This window comes from Agarivorans sp. QJM3NY_25 (assembly GCF_050870875.2).
Taxonomy (GTDB): domain Bacteria; phylum Pseudomonadota; class Gammaproteobacteria; order Enterobacterales; family Celerinatantimonadaceae; genus Agarivorans.
Genome location: NZ_CP194041.2, coordinates 4,076,789 through 4,102,010 on the forward strand (window position 1 = coordinate 4,076,789; position 25,222 = coordinate 4,102,010).

20 protein-coding genes are annotated in these 25,222 nt (G+C 45.0%); 1 reads left to right on the top strand and 19 read right to left on the bottom strand.

Translation table 11 applies throughout. From position 1 onward, the window contains the following. Positions 1-21: 21 nt before the first annotated feature. The 3 genes from ACRRSW_RS18545 to ACRRSW_RS18555 all read right to left on the bottom strand — a co-directional run bounded on the left by ACRRSW_RS18545 (position 22) and on the right by ACRRSW_RS18555 (position 2,669). Entirely contained in the window at positions 22-735 is a 714-nt protein-coding gene (locus ACRRSW_RS18545) for a tetratricopeptide repeat protein (RefSeq protein ID WP_432456078.1), read from the bottom strand. Positions 736-849: 114 nt separating this feature from the next. Then, on the bottom strand, positions 850-1,782 hold the full coding sequence (mdh, locus tag ACRRSW_RS18550) for a malate dehydrogenase (RefSeq protein WP_432456077.1): 933 nt from the start codon (positions 1,780-1,782) through the stop codon (positions 850-852). Positions 1,783-1,961: 179 nt separating this feature from the next. Continuing rightward, positions 1,962-2,669 (bottom strand): transporter substrate-binding domain-containing protein, encoded by a 708-nt coding sequence (locus ACRRSW_RS18555; protein ID WP_432456076.1) that lies wholly within the window; start codon positions 2,667-2,669, stop codon positions 1,962-1,964. Positions 2,670-2,857: 188 nt separating this feature from the next. On the opposite strand from ACRRSW_RS18555, the gene argR reads away from it, so the two are divergent. Further along, entirely contained in the window at positions 2,858-3,325 is a 468-nt protein-coding gene (argR, locus tag ACRRSW_RS18560; protein WP_432456075.1) for a transcriptional regulator ArgR, read from the top strand. 23 nt (positions 3,326-3,348) lie between these two features. Here argR and ACRRSW_RS18565 read toward each other — a convergent pair whose 3' ends face one another. The 16 genes from ACRRSW_RS18565 to ampD all read right to left on the bottom strand — a co-directional run bounded on the left by ACRRSW_RS18565 (position 3,349) and on the right by ampD (position 25,059). Continuing rightward, positions 3,349-4,401 carry an ABC transporter ATP-binding protein gene (locus ACRRSW_RS18565; RefSeq protein ID WP_432456074.1) on the bottom strand — a complete coding sequence of 351 codons (1,053 nt, stop codon included), beginning with the start codon at positions 4,399-4,401 and terminating at the stop codon, positions 3,349-3,351. A gap of 15 nt (positions 4,402-4,416) precedes the next feature. Beyond that, positions 4,417-6,093 (bottom strand): ABC transporter permease, encoded by a 1,677-nt coding sequence (locus ACRRSW_RS18570; RefSeq protein ID WP_432456073.1) that lies wholly within the window; start codon positions 6,091-6,093, stop codon positions 4,417-4,419. Positions 6,094-6,187: 94 nt separating this feature from the next. Further along, the gene (locus ACRRSW_RS18575) at positions 6,188-7,216 is read right to left on the bottom strand and encodes an extracellular solute-binding protein (RefSeq protein WP_432456072.1); all 1,029 of its coding nucleotides are present in this window, start codon (positions 7,214-7,216) and stop codon (positions 6,188-6,190) included. A gap of 138 nt (positions 7,217-7,354) precedes the next feature. Continuing rightward, positions 7,355-8,626 carry an ammonium transporter gene (locus ACRRSW_RS18580; protein ID WP_432456071.1) on the bottom strand — a complete coding sequence of 424 codons (1,272 nt, stop codon included), beginning with the start codon at positions 8,624-8,626 and terminating at the stop codon, positions 7,355-7,357. A gap of 48 nt (positions 8,627-8,674) precedes the next feature. Then, positions 8,675-9,013 (bottom strand): P-II family nitrogen regulator, encoded by a 339-nt coding sequence (locus tag ACRRSW_RS18585; protein WP_016400812.1) that lies wholly within the window; start codon positions 9,011-9,013, stop codon positions 8,675-8,677. A gap of 597 nt (positions 9,014-9,610) precedes the next feature. Next, positions 9,611-9,958, bottom strand: a complete 348-nt coding sequence (locus tag ACRRSW_RS18590; protein WP_432456070.1) for a YacL family protein — start codon at positions 9,956-9,958, stop codon at positions 9,611-9,613. Between the two features lie 10 nt (positions 9,959-9,968). Next, positions 9,969-10,787, bottom strand: a complete 819-nt coding sequence (locus tag ACRRSW_RS18595) for a winged helix-turn-helix domain-containing protein (RefSeq protein WP_432456069.1) — start codon at positions 10,785-10,787, stop codon at positions 9,969-9,971. Between the two features lie 240 nt (positions 10,788-11,027). Then, positions 11,028-13,625, bottom strand: a complete 2,598-nt coding sequence (gene acnB, locus ACRRSW_RS18600; RefSeq protein ID WP_432456068.1) for a bifunctional aconitate hydratase 2/2-methylisocitrate dehydratase — start codon at positions 13,623-13,625, stop codon at positions 11,028-11,030. 232 nt (positions 13,626-13,857) lie between these two features. Further along, the gene (locus tag ACRRSW_RS18605; protein WP_432460115.1) at positions 13,858-15,411 is read right to left on the bottom strand and encodes a POTRA domain-containing protein; all 1,554 of its coding nucleotides are present in this window, start codon (positions 15,409-15,411) and stop codon (positions 13,858-13,860) included. A gap of 68 nt (positions 15,412-15,479) precedes the next feature. Continuing rightward, positions 15,480-16,076: a patatin-like phospholipase family protein gene (locus tag ACRRSW_RS18610; protein ID WP_432460116.1), complete on the bottom strand. Its 597-nt coding sequence runs from the start codon at positions 16,074-16,076 to the stop codon at positions 15,480-15,482. Positions 16,077-16,151: 75 nt separating this feature from the next. After that, complete coding sequence (gene lpdA, locus ACRRSW_RS18615) at positions 16,152-17,582, bottom strand: dihydrolipoyl dehydrogenase (RefSeq protein WP_432456066.1); 1,431 nt, start codon at positions 17,580-17,582, stop codon at positions 16,152-16,154. Between the two features lie 132 nt (positions 17,583-17,714). Continuing rightward, positions 17,715-19,583, bottom strand: a complete 1,869-nt coding sequence (gene aceF / locus ACRRSW_RS18620; protein WP_432460117.1) for a pyruvate dehydrogenase complex dihydrolipoyllysine-residue acetyltransferase — start codon at positions 19,581-19,583, stop codon at positions 17,715-17,717. Positions 19,584-19,595: 12 nt separating this feature from the next. After that, positions 19,596-22,253, bottom strand: a complete 2,658-nt coding sequence (gene aceE, locus ACRRSW_RS18625) for a pyruvate dehydrogenase (acetyl-transferring), homodimeric type (protein ID WP_432456064.1) — start codon at positions 22,251-22,253, stop codon at positions 19,596-19,598. A 48-nt stretch (positions 22,254-22,301) separates the two neighbouring features. Then, positions 22,302-23,066: a pyruvate dehydrogenase complex transcriptional repressor PdhR gene (gene pdhR / locus ACRRSW_RS18630; protein WP_432456063.1), complete on the bottom strand. Its 765-nt coding sequence runs from the start codon at positions 23,064-23,066 to the stop codon at positions 22,302-22,304. A gap of 523 nt (positions 23,067-23,589) precedes the next feature. Continuing rightward, a complete protein-coding gene (ampE, locus tag ACRRSW_RS18635; RefSeq protein WP_432460118.1) occupies positions 23,590-24,444 on the bottom strand; it encodes a regulatory signaling modulator protein AmpE in 855 nt (284 codons plus the stop codon). Positions 24,445-24,519: 75 nt separating this feature from the next. Next, positions 24,520-25,059 (bottom strand): 1,6-anhydro-N-acetylmuramyl-L-alanine amidase AmpD, encoded by a 540-nt coding sequence (ampD, locus tag ACRRSW_RS18640; protein WP_432460119.1) that lies wholly within the window; start codon positions 25,057-25,059, stop codon positions 24,520-24,522. Positions 25,060-25,222 lie beyond the last annotated feature (163 nt).

Below are 25,222 nucleotides of genomic sequence, written 5' to 3' on the forward strand. Positions count from 1 at the left end.
GGTAATGCTTTAAGTAAGGCTTTAGTAGGGTTGGTTGCTTGCTTTAGCTTTTTCGACCACATAATCAGGCATTTTTTGGGCCAAAGACGCCAATAATTGACTGGCCTGAAGGTGAGTCTTTTTGTCTGCAATAATCGAATGATGTAACCAACGATAGGCATCTTCGTAATCATAAGGACTGCCCTCGCCCTCAACGTACAAGGAAACCAAGCGCAGCTGAGCAGGTAAAAAACCCTGACCAGCCGCTTCACGTAGCAAGGGAATAGCCTTGGTCACGTCTTGTTGCACCAACGTTCCTGTCGCATAATAACGACCCAGTTGTTCCATCGCTGCCGCTAAACCTTGATTGGCGGCTCGCCACATATACATGATACCTAGTTCAGGGTTTGCTTCCACGCAGACCCCCCAAGCCAGCATATCCCCCCATAAAAATTGATAGGCAGGAATTGCAACTTTTTCGGCGCGAGCCTCAATATCTTCGACCAACTGACAATCATCGGCTTTAACGCGAGCCAGATGCTGATTTTTATTAATCCAAGAAATCAGCTCCCCTTGTTTATAAAGCTGAACCGCGTCAATATCAGAAGGGCTAGTGTACTCTGTGGAATCAACTATTTGAGTTGGTGCAGCAGTTTGCTCGGATTCAGCATCCACCGACAAGGGCTCGATAGGTTCAGCCAAAACCGGAGTCGTTAAGCTCGCCAACAGTAACAATGGGGGAAGATACTTGTTCATTTGCCGTTCCTATACCGTTCACCTCTAGGCTATCGGCACTTTGAAACAAAACTAAAGCGACTTTTCAAATACAAAAAAGGAGTGCAAGCACTCCTTGACCTGAATTCGCTAAGATTAACTCACAAATTCAATTCCTTTATCGATATCACCATGTAAGGTATCTAACATGCCATCGATAGCTGATTTTTCAAAGCTGCTAATTTCACCATAAGGTAAAATTTCAACCACGCCTTGCGGACCTAAGCGAACTGGTTGAGCAAAGAACTGAGCGTGCTCACTGCCGCCATCAACATAGGCACATTCAATCACGTCTTCACCTTGCGCAGCTTTCACTAAAGAGAGACAAAAACGTGCTGCGGCCTGCCCCATCGAAAGCGTAGCACTGCCACCACCAGCTTTGGCTTCCACGACTTCGGTGCCCGCATTTTGAATTCGCGTGGTCATGGCAGCGATTTCATCATCGCTAAATTCAATACCGTCTAGTTGCGATAGCAAAGGTAAAATTGTCACCCCGCTGTGACCACCAATCACATTAAGTTTTATATCTGCAGGGTTGAGGCCTCTGGCTTCCGCAATAAAAGTTTCTGAGCGGATCACATCGAGGGTTGTCACCCCAAAAAGTTTACTCTTATTGTAAACACCCGCCTTTTTTAGTACTTCCGCGGCAATAGGCACAGTCGTATTGACAGGGTTGGTGATAATACCAATACACGCGCTTGGGCAAGTCGCGGCAACTTTTTCAATTAAATTTTTAACAATACCTGCATTAATGTTAAATAAATCAGAGCGATCCATTCCAGGTTTACGCGCCACACCCGCTGAAATTAATACAATGTCAGCACCTTCCAAGGCAGGTGTCGGGTCTTCTCCTGCAAATCCTTGTATTGCGACTTGAGTCGGGATATGGCTCAAATCAACCGCAACCCCAGGAGTAACAGGAGCGATATCATAAAGTGAAAGTTCAGAACCCGCAGGTAATTGAGTTTTTAATAGTAATGAAAGGGCTTGACCTATTCCGCCAGCGGCACCTAATACGGCTACTTTCATCCAACTTCTCCATGCTTTTTTATTGTGGTAGAGGGGTAATCTTTAAAGACACACACAAGATAGCGGAATCTATAAAGAAATACAATTTAGCAACATTTTTAAAGCAACTATAAAACACTAAAAGACCGACTCAATCACACTTTAACAACTCGTTTTAGACCTTGGTCTAACTGTATTTGCTACTTAAAATAAGCTTGGTAGATAGCCTGATACTCGCCATTACTTTTTAACACTTTCAATGCATCGTTAATTTTCTGGAGTAAACGCTGATCTTGTTTCGACACAGCAATACCTAAACCACTTGCTGGATAAGTTCTATCAGTTTGGAGCACATATTGTGGGTGTTTTACTAACCAATAATGCGCCGCAGCAGAATCCAGCAGCACAGCATCAATACGATCTTGCAGCAAATCCTGCAAAGCCAATTGATAACTAGGGTAAGAAATAGAGAATATGGCTTTACGTTGGCGACGCAAGAAACGCTGGAAACTGGAACCATTCTGTACTGCAACCACCGACTGAGATGTGAGCTTATACTCAGCTTTGGTAATATAGACTGCGATATTGTCAAAATAAGCGTGGCTAAAATTCACTAAACGCTGGCGAGGCTCAGTAATATCCAAGGCTGAAATCGCAAAATCATAGTGCCCGACCGCCACACTGCCCAATAGACTATCGAAGGGTTGGTGATAAAACTGACACTCTCTTTTCATCTGCATACAGAGGGCCTTCGCGAGATCGATATCAAAACCCACCAGCTGCTTATTTTGGTCAAACGACTCAAAAGGCGGATATGAAGCTTCGGTGACAACCCGTAATGGTAGCTCCTCTGCCTGAGCAAAATGTATCAATATTAAGGATAGAAATAACAAAAATTTGCAGCGCATAAGTGATTACTCATCATGTCTTTACAACTATGATAATGCAGCTTTGCTCACTCGAACAACTCATAGCGAGAACTTCACTACCGAATAGTGTGCCAAACTATGCATTTATATGCACAAAAGGGGAATAAAGTTGATATAAGAGTTAAAGTTGGCGACAATAACTGCGGATTTATAAGCTCGGATCACCGATGAAATATAGCGATAAACAAGAACAGTTAATAAAAGCCTTTAAATCACTGTTAAAAGAAGAACGATTTGGTTCGCAAGCTGAAATCGTTACCGCCTTGCAGGAGCAAGGTTTTGAAAACATTAACCAATCTAAAGTCTCACGAATGTTGAGCAAATTTGGGGCGGTTCGCACCCGCAATGCCAAGATGGAAATGGTTTACTGTTTACCTGCCGAATTGGGGGTCCCGACCGTTTCTAGCCAACTTAAAATCTTGGTTTTAGAAATGGACTTCAACGATGCACTAATTGTCATTCATACCAGCCCAGGGGCTGCACAATTAATTGCTCGCCTATTGGATTCTTTAGGTAAGGCCGAAGGGATCCTTGGCACCATTGCCGGAGACGATACCATTTTTATCACCCCTACCCGTCAAATTGACATTGCTGACGTATTTCAATCAGTCAAAGAACTATTCGAAATCAGTTAGCACCTAATGGCCCCTTCCCCAAACTAAGCTTTGGGGAAGACAAAAGCCGCTAAATGTTCCACCGATAACCAAACTTTAACCCCAGGTTCAGCCTGCCAATGATCGCGCATGCGAGCATGTAAAACCTGCTCTGGTAGCGCGGCTAATCGCAGCCTAAAATGGGTTTCGTTACCCATGGGATGAACTGAAATGATAGTTGCTTCAATCATCTCACTATTTTCGAGTTGATGAACCATGACATCTTTGGCCCGCACGATCACTTCAACTGCTTGCTCGTCGGCAAATTGCTCTGCCGCAAATGAGCCCAGAGCCGTCACCACTTTTCCTTGCCGCACCTTGGAGGAAAATCGATTACTCGGGCCAAATAAAGCGGCAACAAAAGCATTCTTTGGCTGATTGTAGAGTTGTTGTGGCGTGTCATCTTGAATGATTTTACCCTGCTCCATCACGACAATTCGATCGGCAATAAACATTGCCTCGAAAGGATCATGGGTGACCATTAACGCCGGCGTATCACTCTTCTTTAAAATATCGAGGGTTTCTTCTCGCACCTGTTGACGTAAATGCTCATCTAAGGCCGAGAATGGTTCGTCAAGTAGCAGCGTACTTGGCTCAGGAGCAAGCGCCCGAAGTAAGGCGACACGTTGCTGCTGACCTCCGGATAAAGTGTGTGGGAAGCGCTCCAGCAAACCGTTCATGCCCATGTTTGCTAAGCTATCTTGAACCCATTGACGTCGTTGCGGTAGGTCTTGACGAGTAGCGAAACCATATTCAATATTAGCGCGAACAGTCATGTGCGGAAAGAGCGCGTAGTCTTGGAACATCATGCCTATCGCACGTTGCTCAGGAGGCAGATGAATCCCTTTAGCGGGCGCTGCCACTAATTTTTGTTGCAAATAAAGCTCACCGCTTTGCAAACGTTCTAAACCTGCAATCAATCTTAGTAAGGTGGTTTTTCCACAACCTGATGGCCCAAGTAAGGCAACAATTTGGTGGCTATCCACCGTTAAACTAACATCTTTTAGTGCTTGCTGCTTACCGTAGTAATGATTAACTTGGCGTAACTCTATACTCATGGAGGCTAAACTTCCTTATCGACGAGGCTCTGATAAACCAATATTGCGACTCATGATGATCACCGGAATAATACCAGCCAGCAAAATGGTGAGTGCCGCCAAAGCACTCTGTTCTAACTGTTCTAATGAGGCTAAGTCCCACACTTGGGTGGACAAAGTATTAAAATTGAATGGTCTTAGAATAAGAGTGATGGGCAGTTCCTTCATGCTATCGACAAAAACCAACAACATCGCCGTCAGTAAGCTTGGTCTGAGCAAAGGGAAGTGAATACGCCATAAGGTTCTTCCCGAACGACTGCCTAATACCCGCGAAGCATCATCCATCTCAGGGGTGATTTTAGTCAAACTGGCATCTAGCGTTCGATAACTTAAGGCGATAAAACGCAAGGCGTAAGCCAATACCAATGCAGCACTGCTGCCAGTAAATATTAATCCAACCGGATGTTCCAGCCAGGCGATCATCAAACCATCGATGGCGTTGTCTAGTAAACCCAAAGGATAGAGGATCCCTACCGCTAATACCGCCCCCGGAATGGCATAACCTAGAGTCGCTAGTTCAGCTAAACTGCGCATCTTATGGCTTTTCGATAGGCGAACACCGTAAGCCAGCAGCAAACCTAAAGCCGTTGTAAACAACGCTGCCATGGCTGCTAAAGAAAAGCTATTCCAAGCATTACTTAAATATTGTTCCAGGCCAGCGTCAAGATTACCCAAAGCATAATGAATCAGCACCGTTACTGGTAATATAAAACCGAGACCGATTGGCAATACACACAGAAAGGTGGCGAGATAGGCTTTACTGCCAGTTAGCGGCTCAGCAAACATGGCAGTGGATTGGCCAGTCAATTTATAAAACTTGCCCGCATGCCGGCTATAACGCTCTAAAGCAAGTAAAATAATCGAAAAACTAACTAACATTAAAGCCAGTTGCGCTGCAGCAGACAAACTACTCATGTTAAGCCAGACATCGAAAATCCCTGCGGTCAATGTTGGCACCGCAAAAAACTCCACCGTGCCAAATTCATTAATAGTTTCCATCAATGCTAAGGTAACCCCGACAATAATCGCGGGTCTGGCTAAGGGCAAAGCGACTCTAAAAAAACTTTGCGTCTGGCTTTTACCCAAACAACGACTCATCTCATACAACTGCGCTGCTTGCTCAACAAAAGCCGCCCGAGCCAATAAATAGACATAGGGATAAAGCACTAAACTTAGTACTGTAATTGCCCCTTCAATAGAGCGGATCTCAGGAAACCAATACTCGCGCGCTGTCTGCCAGCCAAACAGCAGTCTTAAGCTTTTTTGAACAAAGCCTGCGTACTCAAGCTGATCGGTAATCACAAAGGCTAAGATATAACTGGGCACAGCTAGCGGCAGTAATAAAGCCCACACCAGTAACGACTTTAAAGGGAAATCAAAGCGCGTGACTAACCATGCTGCACCAGTTCCAATGACACTAGTGAATAGTGCAACGCCCAGGCACAGTATTAAGGTGTTTTTTAAATAAACCCAAAATACCGTATCCAATAGATGCTGCCAGATCTGCTGATTGCTTGCCCAGGCTAAAGTGAACAAAGTAGCAATAGGCATCAGTGCCAACAATGCGATAACCAAACCACACCAAACCCAAGGATCGGTCAGCACCCATTTTGCCAAAAAACGCCTCTGCGTAAACTTGGTAACGATGTTCATAGTTTCCTAAATACGATGACGGCGGATTGAATCGCAAAAGCTGACCAAGGGCCAGCTTTGATTCACTAACAAGGAGCTAAGGCTTAAACATGCCTTACAGGTCGAAACCCACTCGATCCACGAGACGAGCAGCTGCAGCACGCTGCTCAGCCACGGCTTGTAAAGAAACTTGGTCAATTTTAAACTGACCAAAACTCTCAATATACTCGTCAGTTTGGATCCCTTGACGAACCGGCTCTTCAAAATTAGCAGTTGCGTATAAGGTTTGCGCTTGTTCGCCCACCAAAAATTCCAGCAACTTAATTGCATTTTGTTTGTGTTTAGCGGTTTTCAGTAAACCCGCCCCCGAAATATTGATGTGCTGACCGCGCCCACCCACTTGTTGATCCAGATATACAACTCGCACCTGTTCGGCCCATTCTTGCTGCTCAGGACTCTTAGTGTTGTAGTACATTTTTCCCATATAATAAAGGTTTGCAATAGCCAGATCACATTGACCTTCAAAAATCGCTTTGGCCTGAGCACGGTCATTCCCCTGAGGTTTACGCGCTAAATTGGCCTTTAAGCCACGTAACCAACTTTCCGCAACAGCCTCGCCATCTTCAGCAATCACTGAGGCGATCAGACCAATGTTATAAACATGTTTACCTGAGCGAGTACAGATCCGCCCCTTCCACTTTGGATCGGCTAAATCATTCAAGGACTGGAGTTCACCTGGAGCGACGCGATCTTTGTCGGCATAAACCACCCGAGCCCGGGTAGTAAGCGCAAACCAAAGATTGTCTGGCTGACGTAGATTGGCAGGAACAACCGAATTTAGGATGGGAGAGTCAACCGCGGCAAATAAACCCGCCGCGCGAATTTCTTCTAAACGACCGATATCGACAGTAAGAACCAAGTCAGCTGGATTGTTCGCCCCAGCGGCTTTAATTTTCTCGACTAAGCCTTTTTCAGCATGCACCACGTTCACTTTAATTCCCGTTTGCTGGGTAAAAGCGTCAGTTAAAGGTAGCAATAAACTAGGTTGACGGTAAGAGTAGAGATTGACTTCCTGCGCTGCAAATGAGGGCTGAGCCAGCAGACTAGTCAACATCGTTATAATTAAAAACACTGAATATTTCACAACACCATCCTTGTCATACAGATATTAAATAAAAACGATTTGCATTTAACTTAATGTTAACATGGGTTCGTTAAATCCACCATCTGCAAAAAACAAAAAAGGCTCGCAGATGCGAGCCTTAATGATAGCATTTAGAATTTAGCTAGAAGACTTAACCGTAACAAACTCAGGATAAGCATCGATACCACAGTCATGCATATCCATACCGCTCATCTCTTCTTCTTCAGAAACTCGGATCCCCATGACCGCTTTCAAGATACTCCATACGATGAAGCTCGCTGCGAATACCCAAACAAAGATGGTTAATGCACCCGCTATTTGACCCGTAAAGCTTGTACCATCATTAGTCAATGGAACAATCATCAAACCAAATAGACCAACCACACCATGAACCGAGATAGCTCCGACTGGATCATCAATCTTAACTTTATCAAAGAACACAATTGAAGCAACAACCAATACACCAGCAACCGCACCAAAAATACTTGCTTCAAGCGCTGTTGGCGTAGAAGGCTCAGCAGTAATCGCGACAAGACCAGCCAAGGCACCATTTAATAACATAGTTAGGTCAGCTTTGCCCCAAGTCAATTTGCAGACGATGAGCGCAGAGATAGCACCAGCGGCCGCAGCAGCATTGGTGTTCAAGAATACCATTGCAACTGAGTGAGCGTTGGCAGCATCGGCTAATTTCAACACCGAACCACCGTTGAAACCAAACCAACCCATCCATAAAATGAAGGTACCAACTGTCGCCAATGGCATGTTAGAACCAGGAATTGGGTTAACCGCACCGTTTTTGCTGTATTTCCCCTTACGAGCACCCAGTAATAAAACGCCAGAAAGTGCCGCAGCTGCGCCCGCTAGGTGAACAATACCAGAACCTGCGAAGTCAGAGAAACCAAGGTCGCCTAAGTTGTATAAACCAAATACATCAGCACCGCCCCAAGTCCAGCTACCTTCTAGCGGATAGATGAAACCAGTAAGAACAGCGGCAAATGCTAAGAATGCCCAAAGCTTCATACGCTCAGCTACAGCGCCCGATACGATTGACATTGCGGTTGCCACAAATACCACTTGGAAGAAGAAATCTGAAGCCGCTGAATAGACACTACCACCGTCAAAGCCTGCTTCTTGCTTAGCTGACAAAACACCCGCCAAATCGAAGGCTTCTATACCAGAGAGGAATATACCGCCGCCATACATGATTGAGTAACCACAAATCAAATACATGATACAAGCGATTGCGTAAAGCGCGATATTTTTGGTTAAAATTTCAGTGGTGTTTTTAGCTCGAACCAAGCCAGCTTCTAACATTGAGAAACCAGCAGCCATCCACATCACCAGCGCGCCACACACCAAAAAGTAAAAGGTGTCCATCGCATATTGCAGTTGATAAATTTCGTTTTCCATAATTATTACTTCCCCGTAATCCTTATTAAATAGCTAGTTAAGTTGTACTTAAATAGCCTCTGCATCCATTTCGCCAGTACGAATCCGTACCACATTGCTTAAGTCGTAAACAAAAATCTTACCGTCACCGATCTTGCCGGTGTAAGCCGCGCTAGAAATTGCCTCGATAATGCGATCGACATTTTCAGAGCTGGTTGCGATTTCCAGTTTAACTTTGGGTAGAAAATCTACTTGGTACTCTGCACCGCGGTATAATTCGGTATGACCTTTCTGACGACCAAAGCCTTTCACCTCTGATACAGTCAAACCATCAACACCTACTTCAGCAATGGCTTCTCGCACGTCATCCAATTTGAATGGCTTGATTATCGCGCTTATTAGTTTCATTTGAGCTCCTCCAAAGAGTCATCGATTAACGTTTCTCATATAAGTACTAACAAACGCCATGCCAATACGATTTTAAGCATTAAATTCAATAAGTTAACAATATATTGTATTCGAATGAAATAGTCGTTCGCACCAATTAGGTGCTATTATTTTTCTGCTTGACCCAAGTTGGGTCACACTGTCGCAGGTATCCATTGACAAGCACTAATTAAGTGCACTTGGCTGCCGTTGATGGAAATATGAGCCAAATAACAAGCTCGAATGAAGTCGCTAAGTCAATCAATAGGAAAGGGTCCTAGATGAGGATCTATACAAAGATCTCAAATAGAAGAAAGGTGACAGCTTCTAGCATAAACCCAGGAGAAAACTGAACCGTCGCAGGAACAATTTAGCACCAGAAAGCAAACGGGGGGGGTGGCTTGAACGACTCAAGCACCCAAGTTGAAAAACTATCACAATAAAAATTAGCTTTATTGATGTTAAATCGCAGATATAGTTAGTTGAGGGCTCTGAACCTTAAGACAAGCCCTCAAACACCTCATTAGGCAAACCATCTTCTGGCATACCAGTCATAAGATAGTTGCCAGATAACGCCCTTTAATAGCGAATGATGGCCTGTAACAAGGCAATGAAATCTTCATATCCACAGGCACTCTGCGCGGTATCAAGGTTCAATTCATGCTCGAAAGCTTGCGATGACTCGCTGATGCCATCGGTCGATATCGAAATCACGACTTCATCAAGGTTTGCTACAAACCGAAACTCAGCACTATCGATACGCAGTTCATCTAAGGCCTTTAATGATTCAAGCTGTTCAAGCAAATGCTGAACAAAATGCTGATCATGATTAAGCTCACGCTCCAACCACATCGAAAAGCAGCGTTGTTCGTCTCCACAATCAATAAAAAAAACGCCGTCTAAAGAACGGCGTATTGTCAATTCCATAAGTTTTAATCTAATTACATATACAGGGTGTCTGTAAGCTTACCTCGACACGACTATGAAGCAAAGTAGGCACTAACTCATAAGCAGCATTTGGCTTCAGTTTAAAACGAGTCAACATAGCTGATTTAATCTGTTTTTCAAGTAACGCACCATTGAATGGCTTTAATACTAAGCCTTGTACGTCCATTAATACATTAAATCCAAGTAGTTGATTATTAGCTTCAGAGGATACAGCTAATATTGCAATATCAGAACTAAGCAAGCTTTGGCCAGTACGGGTAGTTTTAATCAACTGAGGCCCAGCACCTTGCGGTAGATCCATATCAACAATAATGACTTGATATTCATTAACCATTAAATGTTCTGGTAAGCGAGCAATGTCGGAAAACGTATCGAGGCCTTTCAGCTCGCCTTCACTTTTCATCGTTCGAACCAATTGGCAAGTTTTCAGATCACTAAGCAATAAAGCCTTCGGCTGAGTCACCACCAACTCAGGTTTACTGCTGGCTTGTTTAGCAAGCGTTTCACAACGCGCAATGTAGCCCTTCTTTGGAATCGTTGCGATAGTTAAATCAGTATTATTTAAAGTGGTAATCACCTTACGTAACTGGGATATGTGCTGATTAATCGTATGGTCGGAAACGCTGCGCCCCCATACGGCGTCAGACAAGTCATCTCTTCCTACAACTTGATTCACGTGTTTACACAAATATCCCAACAGGTGGGTTCTTAATGGTCCCAAGTAGGCACTTTTATCCTTAAACGCAATACTATTTTGACTCATATCTACGGTCAAAGGACCGACTATAACAACATCATTAAAGGACATATTGTTTCCCAAAAGCAAGCAAATGAGCTAGTCAAGTCTAGCTCACCCTTTATACCAGTAAATGCTAAAGTTATCCAACATCGGTAGTGTATAATATCGTTTATTATGAAAATTTTATGATTTATCATTAAATGTTTTACAAAAATATACTATTTCGACAGTAAATCTAATGATTTTTTTATAAATTAAGAAAAAAAAACGCAGCCTTAAGCTGCGTTTTAGTGAACAACGGCATTTAATTTACACTGCGGTTTGAATAATCACCTCATCCGCCACCTTGGTGTAGTCCCCTATTTGATCAAAGTTTAAATAACGATAAGTGTCAGCAGCCGTTGCATCGATCTGCTTCGCGTAAGTTAAATACTCTTCTGGTGTAGGCAACTTCCCTAAAATAGCTGCAACCGCAGCCAACTCGGCCGATGCCAAGTATACATTGGCCCCGGTGCCAAGACGATTTGGAAAGTTACGAGTAGAGGTTGAAACTACCGTAGAATTATCGGCAACACGAGCCTGATTCCCCATACACAAAGAACAACCCGGTATTTCGGTACGTGCGCCTACACGACCATAAATACCATAGTAACCTTCCTCAGTAAGCTGTTTTTGATCCATCCTTGTCGGTGGCGCAACCCACATCCGAGTTGGCAGCGCACCTTTATGCTTATCGAGCAACTTACCTGCGGCACGGAAATGACCAATATTAGTCATACACGAACCGAGGAAAACTTCATCGATTTTTTGCCCTGCAACGTCTGATAACAAACGCGCATCATCTGGATCATTAGGCGCACACAGTACTGGCTCAGAGATGTCGGCTAAATCGATTTCAATCACTTCAGCATATTCAGCGTCTTTATCTGCTTCCATCAACTCTGGATTAGCGATCCACTCTTGCATCGCAGTCACACGTCGCTCAATGGTCCGACGATCACCATAACCCTCGGATATCATCCATTTCAGCATCACAATGTTCGAGTTTAAGTACTCTATAATCGGCTCTTTCGCCAATTTAATGGTACAGCCCGCAGCACTGCGCTCTGCTGAAGCGTCAGATAGCTCAAAGGCTTGTTCAACTTTTAAGTTCTCTAAACCTTCAATCTCTAAAATACGACCCGAGAAAGCATTTTTCTTACCTTGCTTCTCAACCGTTAACAAACCAGACTTAATTGCCGCATAAGGGATCGAGTGTACCAAGTCTCGTAAGGTGATCCCCGGTTTCATTTCTCCCTTAAAACGAACCAAAATAGATTCAGGCATATCTAAGGGCATCACGCCAGTCGCGGCCGCAAACGCAACTAAACCAGAACCCGCAGGGAATGAGATACCAATAGGAAAACGAGTATGCGAATCCCCACCAGTTCCCACGGTATCAGGCAACAGCATCCGATTTAGCCAAGAGTGGATCACCCCATCCCCTGGGCGTAACGACACGCCACCACGATTCATAATGAAATCGGGAAGAGTATGGTGAGTGGTCACATCAACTGGTTTTGGATAGGCAGCTGTATGACAAAAAGACTGCATAGTGAGGTCTGCAGAGAAGCCCAAACAAGCCAAATCTTTTAACTCATCGCGGGTCATTGGCCCAGTGGTATCCTGTGACCCAACTGTCGTCATTTTAGGTTCACAATATTGACCGGGACGAATACCGTCAACACCACAGGCTTTACCGACCATTTTCTGCGCTAAGGTGAAACCTTTGCTAGAAGCGACAACATCTTGCGGACGCTTAAATACCTCTGAAGGCGCCAAACCCATTGCTATACGCGCACGATCCGTTAGGCCACGACCAATAATCAGTGGGATCCGACCACCAGCGCGAACTTCATCGAGTAATATGTCGGTTTTCAGTTCAAAAGTCGTAATCAGCTGATCGGTTCCAGCTTTTTTTACTTCTCCAGTGAATGGGTAAATGTCGATCACATCCCCCATATTCAGCGCTTCAACATCAAGCTCAATGGGTAAGGCTCCAGCATCTTCCATGGTGTTAAAGAAGATTGGTGCAATTTTTCCACCTAAACAAAAACCACCGGCTCGTTTATTAGGAACATAAGGAATATCATCCCCCATTAACCACAATACTGAGTTAGTTGCCGATTTACGTGAAGATCCGGTTCCCACAACATCACCCACATAAACTAAAGGATGGCCCTTCTGTTTAAGTGCTTCAATTTGTTTCATCGGACCGATATTACCTGCATCATCGGGCTCAATACCATCACGAGCATTTTTCAGCATCGCCAGCGCATGTAAGGGAATATCAGGGCGCGACCACGCATCGGGGGCTGGAGATAAGTCATCGGTATTGGTTTCGCCAGTCACTTTAAATACCGTTAACGTAGACTTTTCGGCGACTTGAGGACGACTCAGGAACCAATCGGCATCGGCCCAACTTTGCATCACCTGCTGGGCAAAAGAATTCCCTGCTTTGGCTTTTTCTTCCACATCATGAAAGGCATCAAACATTAATAAGGTATGTGATAATGCTTTAGTCGCAATCGGAGCGAGTTGCTTGTTCTCGAGCAAACTAATTAAAGGTTGGATATTATAGCCACCTTGCATAGTGCCTAATAACTCGGTAGCGTAACTCGGAGACACAATAGGTGAGCTAACTTCCCCGGCAGCTACAGCAGCAAGAAAGCCTGCTTTAACGTAAGCGGCTTCATCAACACCTGGTGGAATTCTATTGGCTAATAAATCTAGTAAGAATGCTTCTTCGCCAGCAGGGGGAGCTTTTAATAACTCGACCAATCCGGCAGTTTGTTCAGCATTGAGGGGGTTAGGTACTATACCTTCAATAGCACGCTCTTCGACGTGTTTACGGTAGCTTTTTAGCACGACTCACTCCTTATTGTAATAATGCCCCTAAGGGATATCCGTATTCATATGCCATAGATATGGCTGGCGAACAGGCTGACATTATAGCCTTTTTAACCATAAATTAAAATATAACGCTCATAGCTAAAACGCCAGTAAAATCATTTAACTCTTATATAACAATAGATTAAGATTAATATTATACTTTAGCCACAGAGCTAAAAGTTACAATTTGTTCACATTTAGTGGATTTTTAGAAGTCATTGCCAATAAATATATATAAGGATTGCTGTTGCCGATTATGCCCATAGGACAAGACCACAGGGCCCAATAAGCTGGTATCTAAGGCGACAAAAACACTACCGGCCCAAATTGAACTCCCCAGAGAGATATCTGCAGACTCGTTCCAAACTCCACCATTTTCCAAAGAACCACCAACAAACATCGGTGCCTGCAATATCGGGGATTGATAATCGTGCAACTGATAAAAGTACATCAAACCACTCAAGGCCTTATAACGTCCAGATAAGCGTTCATATTGAAAACCCGATAAACGTAAGAAGCCGCCTAAATCTTGGGCGTCAGTTGGAATAATAAAGTCACTACCGGTACTACCGTATTCACCAAACCAATTAAAATGATGTTGATCTTGACCAAAGGGCAATTTCCAGCGCGCCTCAAAGCTAGGCGCAAAAGCACTGGAGTAGTCATCAATATTTTCGTGATCAATATACAAGCTGGCCTCAAATAATTTACCGTCCGTAGGAAAGGCCCAACTATTTAAGGTATCGAAACTAAAGCTGAAGTAAGGCCCGTACAACCAATAATTGGCCGCTGCATTCACACTTGCAGCTTTAACCTCCCCTCGTGTAACCGCGACCCCCATCACCCATTCCTGCCAAGGTCTTCGATTCCACGCCAGCTCGCTAGCTAAATTGGTGTCGCTAAAGTCTGCATCAAGATACTCACTACCTTCTATCTCGTCATATAGTCGGCGACTGCGTTTTTCATATTCAGCTGAAAGAGCCCAGGAATAACGCAAATTATCACTCATTGGCGTGTAAAACTCAGTAAAGACTCGTTTTATCTCGCCCATCTCGATTTCGCTTCGCCATTCGGCCCCTAAATCATTTAAGTTGCTTAAGCTAAACCCCAAGCCCAAATTAACCTCGGTTCGATCGACAAAGTTCTCTTGTAAAGCAAACTTCATATCGAAATAGCCAGGTCCCCAACTTTTTTCTTGGGTGTCGAGGTAGATGACATTATCGCCATGGTCGCTACTGATCCGGTAATCAACCCGTTCAAAGGTACCCAAAGCATATAGTTGCCGGATCCGCTGTTCCAATTCGGCCTTCGATAACAACTCCCCGGTTTGCAGCTGCAAACGGGTTAATATCACTTGGTCACTTAAAGCTGAATGATTATTTAACTCAACCCGACTGACGAGGAAGCGCTCATGCAGCTTCAATTGTGCCCGTCGCTGAGCCACCTGTTGTTGATACTTAGCATAGTCTTCAGCTGGTGCAGATAAGTTTAAACGTTTAGCTAATTGTTCGATGTGATCACGCGCGGTCTGCTTACCGCGTTCGACCGCTAGCGGCATCAAGCCAAAGTCAGCGGTATCGATGCCACTCATGTCTGGACTGATTAACAGATCATCAGGACCAAGCAATGCTATTTGCCGCTCGGTGCCGGAACGAGTCAAGAAGGTCGATAGCTGGTCGACCATCGCCATCGCGGTAGACAATTCACTTTGTGGTTTAAGGTGGTCACCAATGTCTACCGCGATAATAATATCTGCGCCCATCTGCTGCAGCACATCGACTGGCAGGTTATTTACAACCCCACCATCAGATAATAACTTACCATCCAGCTCTACAGGACGAAGCGCCCTGGTACCGACATACTAGCCTGCATTGCCACCGCCAAATCGCCGCGACCTAAGATATAAGGCTGCATCGTCGCCATATCGGTAGCAACCGCGCGATAGGGAATCGCTAATTGATCGAAACTGCTCAGCGCCTCCAAATTACCACTTGCATCTCTTAATAATTCAGCCATGGTTTGCCCCTGCACTGCCCCCTTAGGCATCTGCAAACCTTGCTTATTCAATCCTATCGGAAGTGGGATCTGATAATTATCTTGCTGTTTCTTGCTGCGTAACGACAGTTCACTGCGCGTCACATCATCCACAAAACCACGAGCCCAATTCAGCGCAAAAGTGCGCTGCTCAATTTCTTGAGCGCTGTAGCCCATTGCTAGCATCGCTCCAAAATACGCCCCCATACTGGTGCCTGCGACATAGTCGATGGGCACATGATATTCTTCAAGTAACTGAATCACACCAAGATGAGCGGCACCTTTTGCACCTCCTCCACTTAAGGCTAAACCGATTTTGGGTCGAGCCATAAGGCTGGACGAGACACTCACCAAAACCAGAAAAACCAAGCTATTGCATAGCGTCCGCATCATTCATTCCTTGAAAATAAAAACAATAAAGGCAGCCGAGGCTGCCTTTATTAAACTATATATTTAGAGGTTTTCGGTCTATTTTTTCTTTTTCTTGGCTTTAGCATTTGGTAAGTCGGTAATACTTCCCTCAAATACTTCAGCAGCCAAGCCAACCGACTCATGTAAAGTTGGGTGAGCATGAATGGTCAAGGCAATATCTTCGGCATCACAACCCATTTCGATTGCTAAACCAATTTCACCGAGTAATTCACCACCGTTAGTCCCCACAACGGCACCACCAATCACTCGACCTGATTCTTTATCAAAAATCATTTTGGTCATCCCATCGGGACAATCAGAAGCAATCGCACGACCAGAAGCGGCCCATGGGAACACCGAGGCTTCGTAGTTAATACCTTGCGCCTTGGCTTCTTTCTCGGTTAAACCAACCCATGCCATCTCTGGCTCGGTGTAAGCAATCGAAGGAATAACTTTAGGATCGAAGAAATGTTTCTTACCAGAAATCACTTCCGCAGCCACGTGGCCTTCGTGCACCCCTTTATGCGCCAACATCGGTTGACCCACAATGTCACCAATCGCATGAATATGTGGTACGTTAGTACGCAGCTGTTTATCCACTTCGATAAAGCCCCGTTCCGTCACTTCGATACCGGCTTTTTCCGCATCTAAGCCAAGACCATTTGGAACCCGACCTACTGCAACTAATACAGCGTCGTAACGCACCGGCTCATGTGGCGCTTGCTTACCTTCGTAAGTCACATATAGACCATCGGTCTTCGATTCGACGGCTATCACTTTCGTTTCTAGCATAATGTTGAACTTGCTTTTCACCTTCTTGGTGTATGCCCGCACTACATCTTTATCGGCAGCTGGAACTAGTTGGTCAGCAAATTCTACAACATCAATTGCACTGCCTAAGGCTCCATATACTGTGCCCATTTCTAGACCAATAATACCACCACCTAGCACTAGCAACTTACCCGGAACTTCTTTCAGCTCTAAAGCATCAGTTGAGTCCCATACGCGCGGATCGTTATGCGGGATAAATGGCAACTTCACAGGACGCGAGCCTGCGGCAATAATCGCATTGTCAAAGTTAATGGTAGTGACACCCTCTTCACCTTCAACTTCTAAAGAGTTTGCGCCAGTAAATTTACCCAATCCTTGTACAACTTGAACCTTACGCATTTTAGCCATACCAGAAAGGCCCGTCGTCAACTGGCTAATCACTTTCTCTTTCCAGGTACGGATTTTATTAATGTCAGTCTGAGGCTCACCAAAAACGATGCCATGTTCGGCCAGCGATTTTGCTTCTTCAATCACTTTAGCAACATGCAATAATGCTTTTGATGGAATACAGCCTACGTTTAAACAGACTCCGCCAAGGGTTGCGTAACGTTCTACAATTACAGTTTCCAAACCTAAATCAGCAGCACGGAAGGCGGCAGAGTAACCTGCAGGGCCTGCTCCTAGTACTACCACCTGGGTCTTAATTTCCTTACTCATCGATGACCTCTTGGTATTGTTATGTTGTTAAGCCGCTGTAGGGTATTTGTATTCGTACATACAGCTCAACTGAGTTTACGGTTAATCACGATAAAAAAGAAGAGCTGGATGCAAAACACCCAGCCCAACTGACTAAAGTACTAATCGGCGAATATCGCCCAATAAACCACTCAGCGTAGAGATGAAACGAGCACCATCAGCGCCATCAATCACTCGGTGGTCGTAAGATAATGCCAATGGCAACATCAACTTAGGCACAAAGTCTTTGCCATTCCACTTTGGCTTCATCTCGCTACGCGATACCCCTAATATTGCCACTTCTGGCGCATTCACAATAGGTGTAAATTGCGTTCCGCCAATTCCGCCTAGGCTAGAAATAGTAAAACAGCCGCCTTGCATATCTGAAGCCGTCAACTTACCCGCTCGTGCCTTCTTAGAAATCTCAACCAGCTCTTCAGAGAGTTGATAAATACCTTTCTTATTGACATCACGGACCACCGGTACGACTAAACCGTTTGGCGTATCTACCGCAATACCAATATGAATGTACTTCTTCATAATTAGGCTATTGCCATCATCCGATAAAGCCGAATTAAACTTGGGTAAGCTTTCCAAAGTTTTCGCAGCAGCTTTTAACATGAACACCAACGGGGTAATTTTGAACCCCATTTGTTGCTTCTCAGCAATCACATTTTGCTCTTTACGGAAAGCTTCCATTTCGCTGATATCAGCTTCATCAAACTGAGTAACGTGTGGAATTTTAACCCAGTTACGGTGCAGTGCAGGGCCCGATATTTTCTGAATTCGGGAAAGTGGCACTTCTTCCACTTCACCAAACTTTGAATAATCTACACTTGGCCACGCCATGACGTCCATACCAGAACCGCCGCCAGCCTTGGCGCCCGACTCTAATAGTTTAACGGCTTGCTTGACATAAGCTTGTACGTCTTCTTTAACGATGCGGCCTTTACGGCCCGAGCCTTTAATCTTAGCGAGATCAACGCCAAACTCACGGGCTAAACGGCGGATCACCGGAGAGGCATGGAAGTAAGCGTTATTTTCGACAAATTCGCTGGCCTGCGCCGATGCTGAAGCCGCCACTGGTGCTGGGCTTGGTTTCGCCGCTGCAGGCGCTGCTGCTGGGGCGACTGTTGGAGCTGGAGCCTCAGGAGCGGCCGCTTCTACTTCAAACAGCATGATCAACGAACCCGTTTTCACTTTATCGCCAACAGCAACCTTAAGTGCAGTCACAACGCCAGCAAACGGTGCCGGAACTTCCATCGCAGCTTTGTCGCCTTCAACCGAAATTAAAGTTTGCTCCAGTTCAATGCTGTCACCGACCGCGACCGCAACTTCAGTCACTTCAACTTCATCATCACCAATATCTGGAATAACGACTTGTTGTTCTTGTTTCGCGGCAGGGGCTGCTGGCGCAGAAGCTGCAACAGGAGCGCTAGCAGCAGGTGCACTACCCGCCACTTCAAATTCCATAATCAACGAACCGGTGGTCACCTTATCGCCAACTGCAACACTAATCGACTTCACGGTTCCGGCGATAGGCGCAGGAACTTCCATCGCCGCTTTATCACCTTCAACAGAAATCAGGGTCTGTTCCGCTTCAACCACATCACCCACTTTCACTGCGATTTCAGTAATTTCTACTTCATCATCGCCGATATCGGGAACATGAACAGGCTCGACCGCACTGGCGGCAGGCTCGGCTGCAACTGGAGCAGCCGCCTCAATTGAGGCCTCCGCAGCGGTACTACCTGCCGCTTCAAAAATCATAATCAAGCTGTTGGTGGCAACACTGTCACCCACCGCAACTTTAATTTCTTTCACCACACCAGCCTGCGATGCCGGAACTTCCATCGCAGCTTTGTCGCCTTCAACCGAAATAAGCGATTGCTCTAACTCTACACTGTCGCCTACTTGGACAAGAACTTCGGTCACTTCGACTTCATCGGCACCAATATCAGGTACAAAAATTTCAATACTCATATCACTTCGCCCTTACGCGTAGAGAGGGTTAACTTTGTCAGCATCGATGCCATATTTTTCAATTGCTTCAACAACTAACTTCTTATCAACAGTACCTGCTTTGGCTAGTTCAGCTAGCGAGGCAACCACAATATAATCGGCATTCACCTCAAAGTGACGACGCAAGTTTTCACGGCTATCACTGCGGCCAAAACCGTCAGTTCCCAAAACTTTATAGCTACCCGGCACATAGGCTCGAACTTGCTCAGCGTATTGCTTCATGTAATCGGTAGCCGCAATTGTTGGCAAATCACTTAAAGTTTCGGTGATAAATGGAACTTGCTCAGCAGCTTCAGGGTGCAGCATATTGGAACGCTCAATCGCTTGCCCTTCACGAGTTAACTCGTTGAACGAAGTCACACTAAATACATCAGACGCAATATCGTATTCTTCGCTTAATACCTTAGCCGCTTTTAATACTTGCTGCATGATGGTACCTGAACCCAGTAATTGAACACTGGCTTTACTACCCTGATTACTTTCAAACTTGTAGATACCTTTACGAATACCTTCTTCTGCACCTTCTGGCATCGCAGGTTGATGGTAATTCTCATTCATTAAGGTCAAGTAGTAATAAACATTCTCTTGCTCACCGTACATCCGACGTAAACCGTCTTGTAATACAACCGCCACTTCAAAAGCAAAACTTGGGTCGTAAGAAAGACAGTTTGGAATGGTATTCGCTAAAATTAAGCTGTGACCATCTTCATGTTGCAAGCCCTCACCGTTCAAGGTGGTTCGACCTGCCGTGGCACCCAATAAGAAACCACGTGCTTGTTGGTCACCGGCCATCCAACACATATCACCGACACGTTGGAAACCAAACATAGAGTAGTAAATGTAGAACGGGATCATGGGTACATCGTTAGTGCTGTATGAAGTTGCAGCTGCAACCCAAGAACTCATCGCCCCCAGTTCGTTAATCCCTTCTTGCAAGACCTGACCGCTGGTATCTTCTTTATAGTAAGACACCTGCTCTCTATCTTGCGGGGTATAAACCTGACCACCTGGATTATAGATACCCACTTGGCGGAACAAACCTTCCATCCCAAAAGTACGCGCTTCATCGGCAATAATTGGTACGATATTTTTGCCAATACCTTTGTTCTTCAACATCACATTCAAGGCTCGAACGTAAGCCATCGTAGTTGAGATTTCGCGTTTTTGTTCACCTAATAAGGCATCAAACTCACTCAACTCGGGAATATCTAAAGCTTGGCTAAACTTAGTTAAACGAGTTGGCGTGTAACCTTTCAATTCGCTACGGCGAGCATGCAAATAATCGTGCTCTGGAGTGCCGGGCTTTAACTCAATGTAAGGCAAGCTAGGTAAATCATCATTGCTCACATCAACACCGAGACGATCGCGGAACTGCTGAACATAGTTCATATCCATTTTCTTCACGCCGTGCGCAATATTCTTACCTTGTGCGGCTTCGCCCATGCCATAACCTTTCACGGTTTTAGCTAAAATAACCGTTGGAACACCTGAAGTATTACGTGCTTTATCAAAGGCGGCGTAAAGCTTGACTGGATCATGTCCGCCACGACGCAGGGCAAAAATCTCATCGTCAGACATGTCTTTAACTAGCTCAGCGGTTTCGCTGTACTTGCCAAAGAAGTGCTCACGCACATAGGCACCATATTTAGCCTTAAAGGTTTGGTAATCACCATCAATGGTTTCGTTCATTAATTGCAATAATTTACCGGAGCTATCTTTAGCCAGTAGGCTATCCCATTCGCTCCCCCAAACGACCTTAATCACATTCCAGCCAGCGCCTCTGAATAGGCCTTCGAGCTCTTGAATGATTTTACCGTTCCCCATAACCGGACCATCAAGGCGCTGCAAGTTACAGTTAATCAAGAAACATAAGTTGTCTAACTTCTCGCGTGCAGCAAAAGAAATCGCGCCGCGTGATTCTGGCTCATCCATCTCGCCATCACCCAAGAAGGCGTATACCCGTTGTTGGGTACAATCTTTAAGACCACGTCCTGTCAGATATTTTAAGAAACGAGCTTGATAAATCGCAGAAATAGGACCCAGACCCATCGATACTGTTGGGAACTGCCAAAACTCTGGCATTAACTTGGGATGCGGATAAGAGCTCAGGCCATTACCACCCACTTCCTGGCGGAAGTTATCAAGCTGTTCGGCAGTTAAACGCCCCTCAACAAAGGCTCGAGCGTAAATCCCTGGAGAAATATGCCCTTGATAATAAACTAAATCACCACCGTCTTGCTCATTACGCGCACGGAAGAAGTGGTTAAAACAAACTTCATAAAAGGCCGCTGAAGACTGATAAGAAGCCATATGGCCACCAAGGTCTAAGTCTTTTTTAGAAGCACGCAATACGATCATAATCGCATTCCAACGAATGATAGAACGAATCCGACGTTCAATCACGCTGTCACCAGGGTATTCAGGCTGTTCACCAACCGCAATAGTGTTGATGTAATCCGTGGTAATGGCCCCGCCAGCGGCAGATAAACCATCAATCTTAGCGTTAGCGATAACCTGCTCTAACAAAAACTGGGCACGCTCTACGCCTTCTTCTTTGATCACAGATTCTATGGCATCTATCCACTCAGCAGTTTCGACTGAGTCGATATCATGCTTCAGTACCTCTGACATGGCTGTTTCCTTATCAGTAATTTATGATTATCCAAACCGAAGCTTGGGCTAAACTTTCAATTGTTTTAAACGACGATTAGAGCGCTCAACTCGGCTCTCTTCTCGCTCGATTTCCAATAGCGTTTCTTCAATAAACGCCAAATGTTTATGTGAGGCTTCACGGGCATCATCAGGTTTGCTATCGAGTATAGCTTGTAGCATCAAGCCGCGGTGGTAACGGATTTTCTCCGCAACATTTGGACGCCGATACAAAACCTGAAAATTGTCCATGATGTTTTTTTCCAACAGTGGGCTTAAACCTCGAATTAAATGAAACAACACTAAGTTATGTGAAGCTTCGGTAATCGCTTCATAAAAACTTAAGACTGCTTTTGCTTCATTGGCCGTATTTCCATCTTGTTGGGCAAGTTCAATTTTCTCATGACAAACTTGGATTTTTTCCAAATCGGCTTCAGTGCCGCGTAACGCAGCGTAGTAAGCTGAAATGCCTTCAACGGCGTGACGAAACTCTAGTAAATCAAGTTGGCTTTCATCATGACTCGCCAACAACTCAAACAAAGGGTCGGTTAAGGCTTCGCGCAACTTTTGTTGTACATAGGTCCCGCCCCCTTGTTTACGAACCACTAAACCTTTTGCTTCTAACTGCTGAATCGCCTCACGCAGAGATGGCCGAGACACGTCAAACTGTTTCGCCAGCTCTCGCTCCGCAGGTAAGCGTTCTCCTGGTGGTAAACTACCTTCTAAGATCATTCGCTCCAGTTGCTTTGCAATCACTTCAGCAAGTTTTAGCGGCTTAATTCGTTGGTAGCTCATCTATTTCCATCTAGTTAATGATTGGTATTACCAATTTACCCGAAGCAAATTAACAAATAGGAAACACCTTGTCTAGAAAAATTGATCTACATCAAATAGCCCCACAACAAAGCCAATTCATTGTAAATGCATTTGTCGTACAAATATACTTGGTCAGACCTTTTTTTGTGATGCAGATCACTACGATGTAACAACAAAACCAAAGATAGGGGGATAATGTGAAATAAATATGTCGTCGCGTTATGCGCCACCAGCAGCCAATCAAAACCTCGGAGTACTTCAACAAGAGCTGGTCGTGTATATTTGTGATTTATTTAAGCACAGCGAGTGCTGCAAATAACCGGATCAAATGAATCCCTTGGGATGAACGCCATCGACTTCACTGCTGCTTAATCTGTTAAATTCGATTTGACTTGTTCGCAGTAAAAGCTAATCAACAACGAGCGCTTCGCCTGAGGCAAATCAATGCGCTGATCTGCGCCCCCAATCGATAAACAAAATCTACGGCTTGCAGGCTAGAATCCTAAATCAACCATCCACCAATGGTGAGTGCGGCAATCACCGCAATCGCCAATAAGATGCCATGTTTAGCCAGACTCACAAAACGACTGGTGGTTGTCACGCATAACATGTCGCTCACTAAATCGCTATTGGAAAGCTCAGCGGCAACCGCCACCTTGCTTAACCAGTAACCATTACTGTGGTGGCGATCGGTTAATGAGCGCAACCAAATCGGCAGCGCGGGATGGGTATGACCGACCGTTAAATAACACAGACTCGCCAAGCGACTTGGCAACCAATCAATATAATGCATAAACACATTCACCGCAGGAGACAAAGCCTGAACTTCAGTGCTCTTATGCAAATATAAGCTACGACAACAGCCATAAAATACCGCGCCTGCGGGCCCCGCCAGTACATAGAAAAATATCACTGCAAAATAATAACGATAATTTAACCACATCAGTTGCGTTCCGGTGGAGACCGCCAAGGGCTGATTCTCCTCTACTTGATGCATGGGATGCATTTGATTGAGCAATAATTGATTAAATTCGAGACAAGCCTGTTGCTTACCAGCGGCAGCTAAACGTAAATAGTCCCGGTAAGCCTGTTGTAAAGGCGGACAACCTAGCGTAAATAGCGGCACAAAGATCCACAACAACAAACTAGGAATACCAAATAACCAACCGCTTAAGCCAAACTGCAAACCCGCAAGCAATCCGGTAGGGAAGATCACCGTCATCATAATTTGCCAAAATGCCGTCTTACTATCGAAGCGCTGCAACCACCAATGGAAGACATGCTGCCACCACCAATTAGCACCAATCCGTCTGGCCCGCTCTAAACTTAATGCTAATAATAGTGATATTAATGACATCTGATTGATTGCTCTCCATAAATGTCTGCCATGCAAACAAATAGTAAGTCAATTCTCATGGCAAACCAAGCATGCTCATAAAGCCGCGAGATACGCCTCCCAATCAAACGCCTCTCCGGGATCTGATTTTCTTCCCGGCGCTATCTCACTATGCCCAACAATTGCTTGCTTGCTCATTTGTGGATAATGCGCCAATAGTGTTTGAGTCACCGCTACCAGGGCTTGATATTGAGCCTGAGTAAAGGCGCTATGGTCGGTTCCTTCTAATTCAATCCCAATGGAAAAGTCATTGCAAGCTTCCCGCCCACGGTAAGTCGATACCCCAGCATGCCATGCGCGCCGATTAAATGGCACATATTGTTTCAATTGACCATCACGCTCAATCAACAGGTGCGCAGAGACCTCTAAGCCAGCTAAGTCGGCAAAACTCGGCTCAGCACTACAATCTAAAGTACCGCTAAACAGCTGATCAACATAGCCATTGCCATAAACGCCCTGTGGTAAACTGATACAATGCACAACCAACAGGCTGATCTCATCTTCAGGTCGCTGATTATGAAACTGACTTGGCAGCTGCTGCGCCTGTACCAGTTGATGCTGCTGATTAATCTGCAAAACTCTCTCCTTAGCCATAAAACAATAGCGCCTGACAATTCGCTTATCATAAAGCCAATATTTGCCCATGCAAGCTTAAGCCTTCTAAGTTAGAATGCGCTACATGCTAGGGTATATACTCTACAAACCATCATCACTATCGCAACTATCAGAGAATCGATGC

What these genes read in the sequence shown, in the direction of transcription:
- ACRRSW_RS18590 (WP_432456070.1), bottom strand. Translation starts at nt 9,958, where the DNA reads ATGGAATTGACAATACGCCGTTCTTTAGACGGCGTTTTTTTTATTGAT.
- aceE (WP_432456064.1), bottom strand. Translation starts at nt 22,253, where the DNA reads ATGTCAGAGGTACTGAAGCATGATATCGACTCAGTCGAAACTGCTGAG.
- ACRRSW_RS18580 (WP_432456071.1), bottom strand. Translation starts at nt 8,626, where the DNA reads ATGGAAAACGAAATTTATCAACTGCAATATGCGATGGACACCTTTTAC.
- ACRRSW_RS18585 (WP_016400812.1), bottom strand. Translation starts at nt 9,013, where the DNA reads ATGAAACTAATAAGCGCGATAATCAAGCCATTCAAATTGGATGACGTG.
- ACRRSW_RS18555 (WP_432456076.1), bottom strand. Translation starts at nt 2,669, where the DNA reads ATGCGCTGCAAATTTTTGTTATTTCTATCCTTAATATTGATACATTTT.
- argR (WP_432456075.1), top strand. Translation starts at nt 2,858, where the DNA reads ATGAAATATAGCGATAAACAAGAACAGTTAATAAAAGCCTTTAAATCA.
- ACRRSW_RS18610 (WP_432460116.1), bottom strand. Translation starts at nt 16,076, where the DNA reads ATGATGCGGACGCTATGCAATAGCTTGGTTTTTCTGGTTTTGGTGAGT.
- pdhR (WP_432456063.1), bottom strand. Translation starts at nt 23,066, where the DNA reads ATGAGCTACCAACGAATTAAGCCGCTAAAACTTGCTGAAGTGATTGCA.
- ACRRSW_RS18570 (WP_432456073.1), bottom strand. Translation starts at nt 6,093, where the DNA reads ATGAACATCGTTACCAAGTTTACGCAGAGGCGTTTTTTGGCAAAATGG.
- ACRRSW_RS18595 (WP_432456069.1), bottom strand. Translation starts at nt 10,787, where the DNA reads ATGTCCTTTAATGATGTTGTTATAGTCGGTCCTTTGACCGTAGATATG.
- ACRRSW_RS18565 (WP_432456074.1), bottom strand. Translation starts at nt 4,401, where the DNA reads ATGAGTATAGAGTTACGCCAAGTTAATCATTACTACGGTAAGCAGCAA.
- ACRRSW_RS18545 (WP_432456078.1), bottom strand. Translation starts at nt 735, where the DNA reads ATGAACAAGTATCTTCCCCCATTGTTACTGTTGGCGAGCTTAACGACT.
- lpdA (WP_432456066.1), bottom strand. Translation starts at nt 17,582, where the DNA reads ATGAGTAAGGAAATTAAGACCCAGGTGGTAGTACTAGGAGCAGGCCCT.
- aceF (WP_432460117.1), bottom strand. Translation starts at nt 19,583, where the DNA reads ATGAGTATTGAAATTTTTGTACCTGATATTGGTGCCGATGAAGTCGAA.
- ampE (WP_432460118.1), bottom strand. Translation starts at nt 24,444, where the DNA reads ATGTCATTAATATCACTATTATTAGCATTAAGTTTAGAGCGGGCCAGA.
- ACRRSW_RS18605 (WP_432460115.1), bottom strand. Translation starts at nt 15,411, where the DNA reads ATGGGCGCAGATATTATTATCGCGGTAGACATTGGTGACCACCTTAAA.
- mdh (WP_432456077.1), bottom strand. Translation starts at nt 1,782, where the DNA reads ATGAAAGTAGCCGTATTAGGTGCCGCTGGCGGAATAGGTCAAGCCCTT.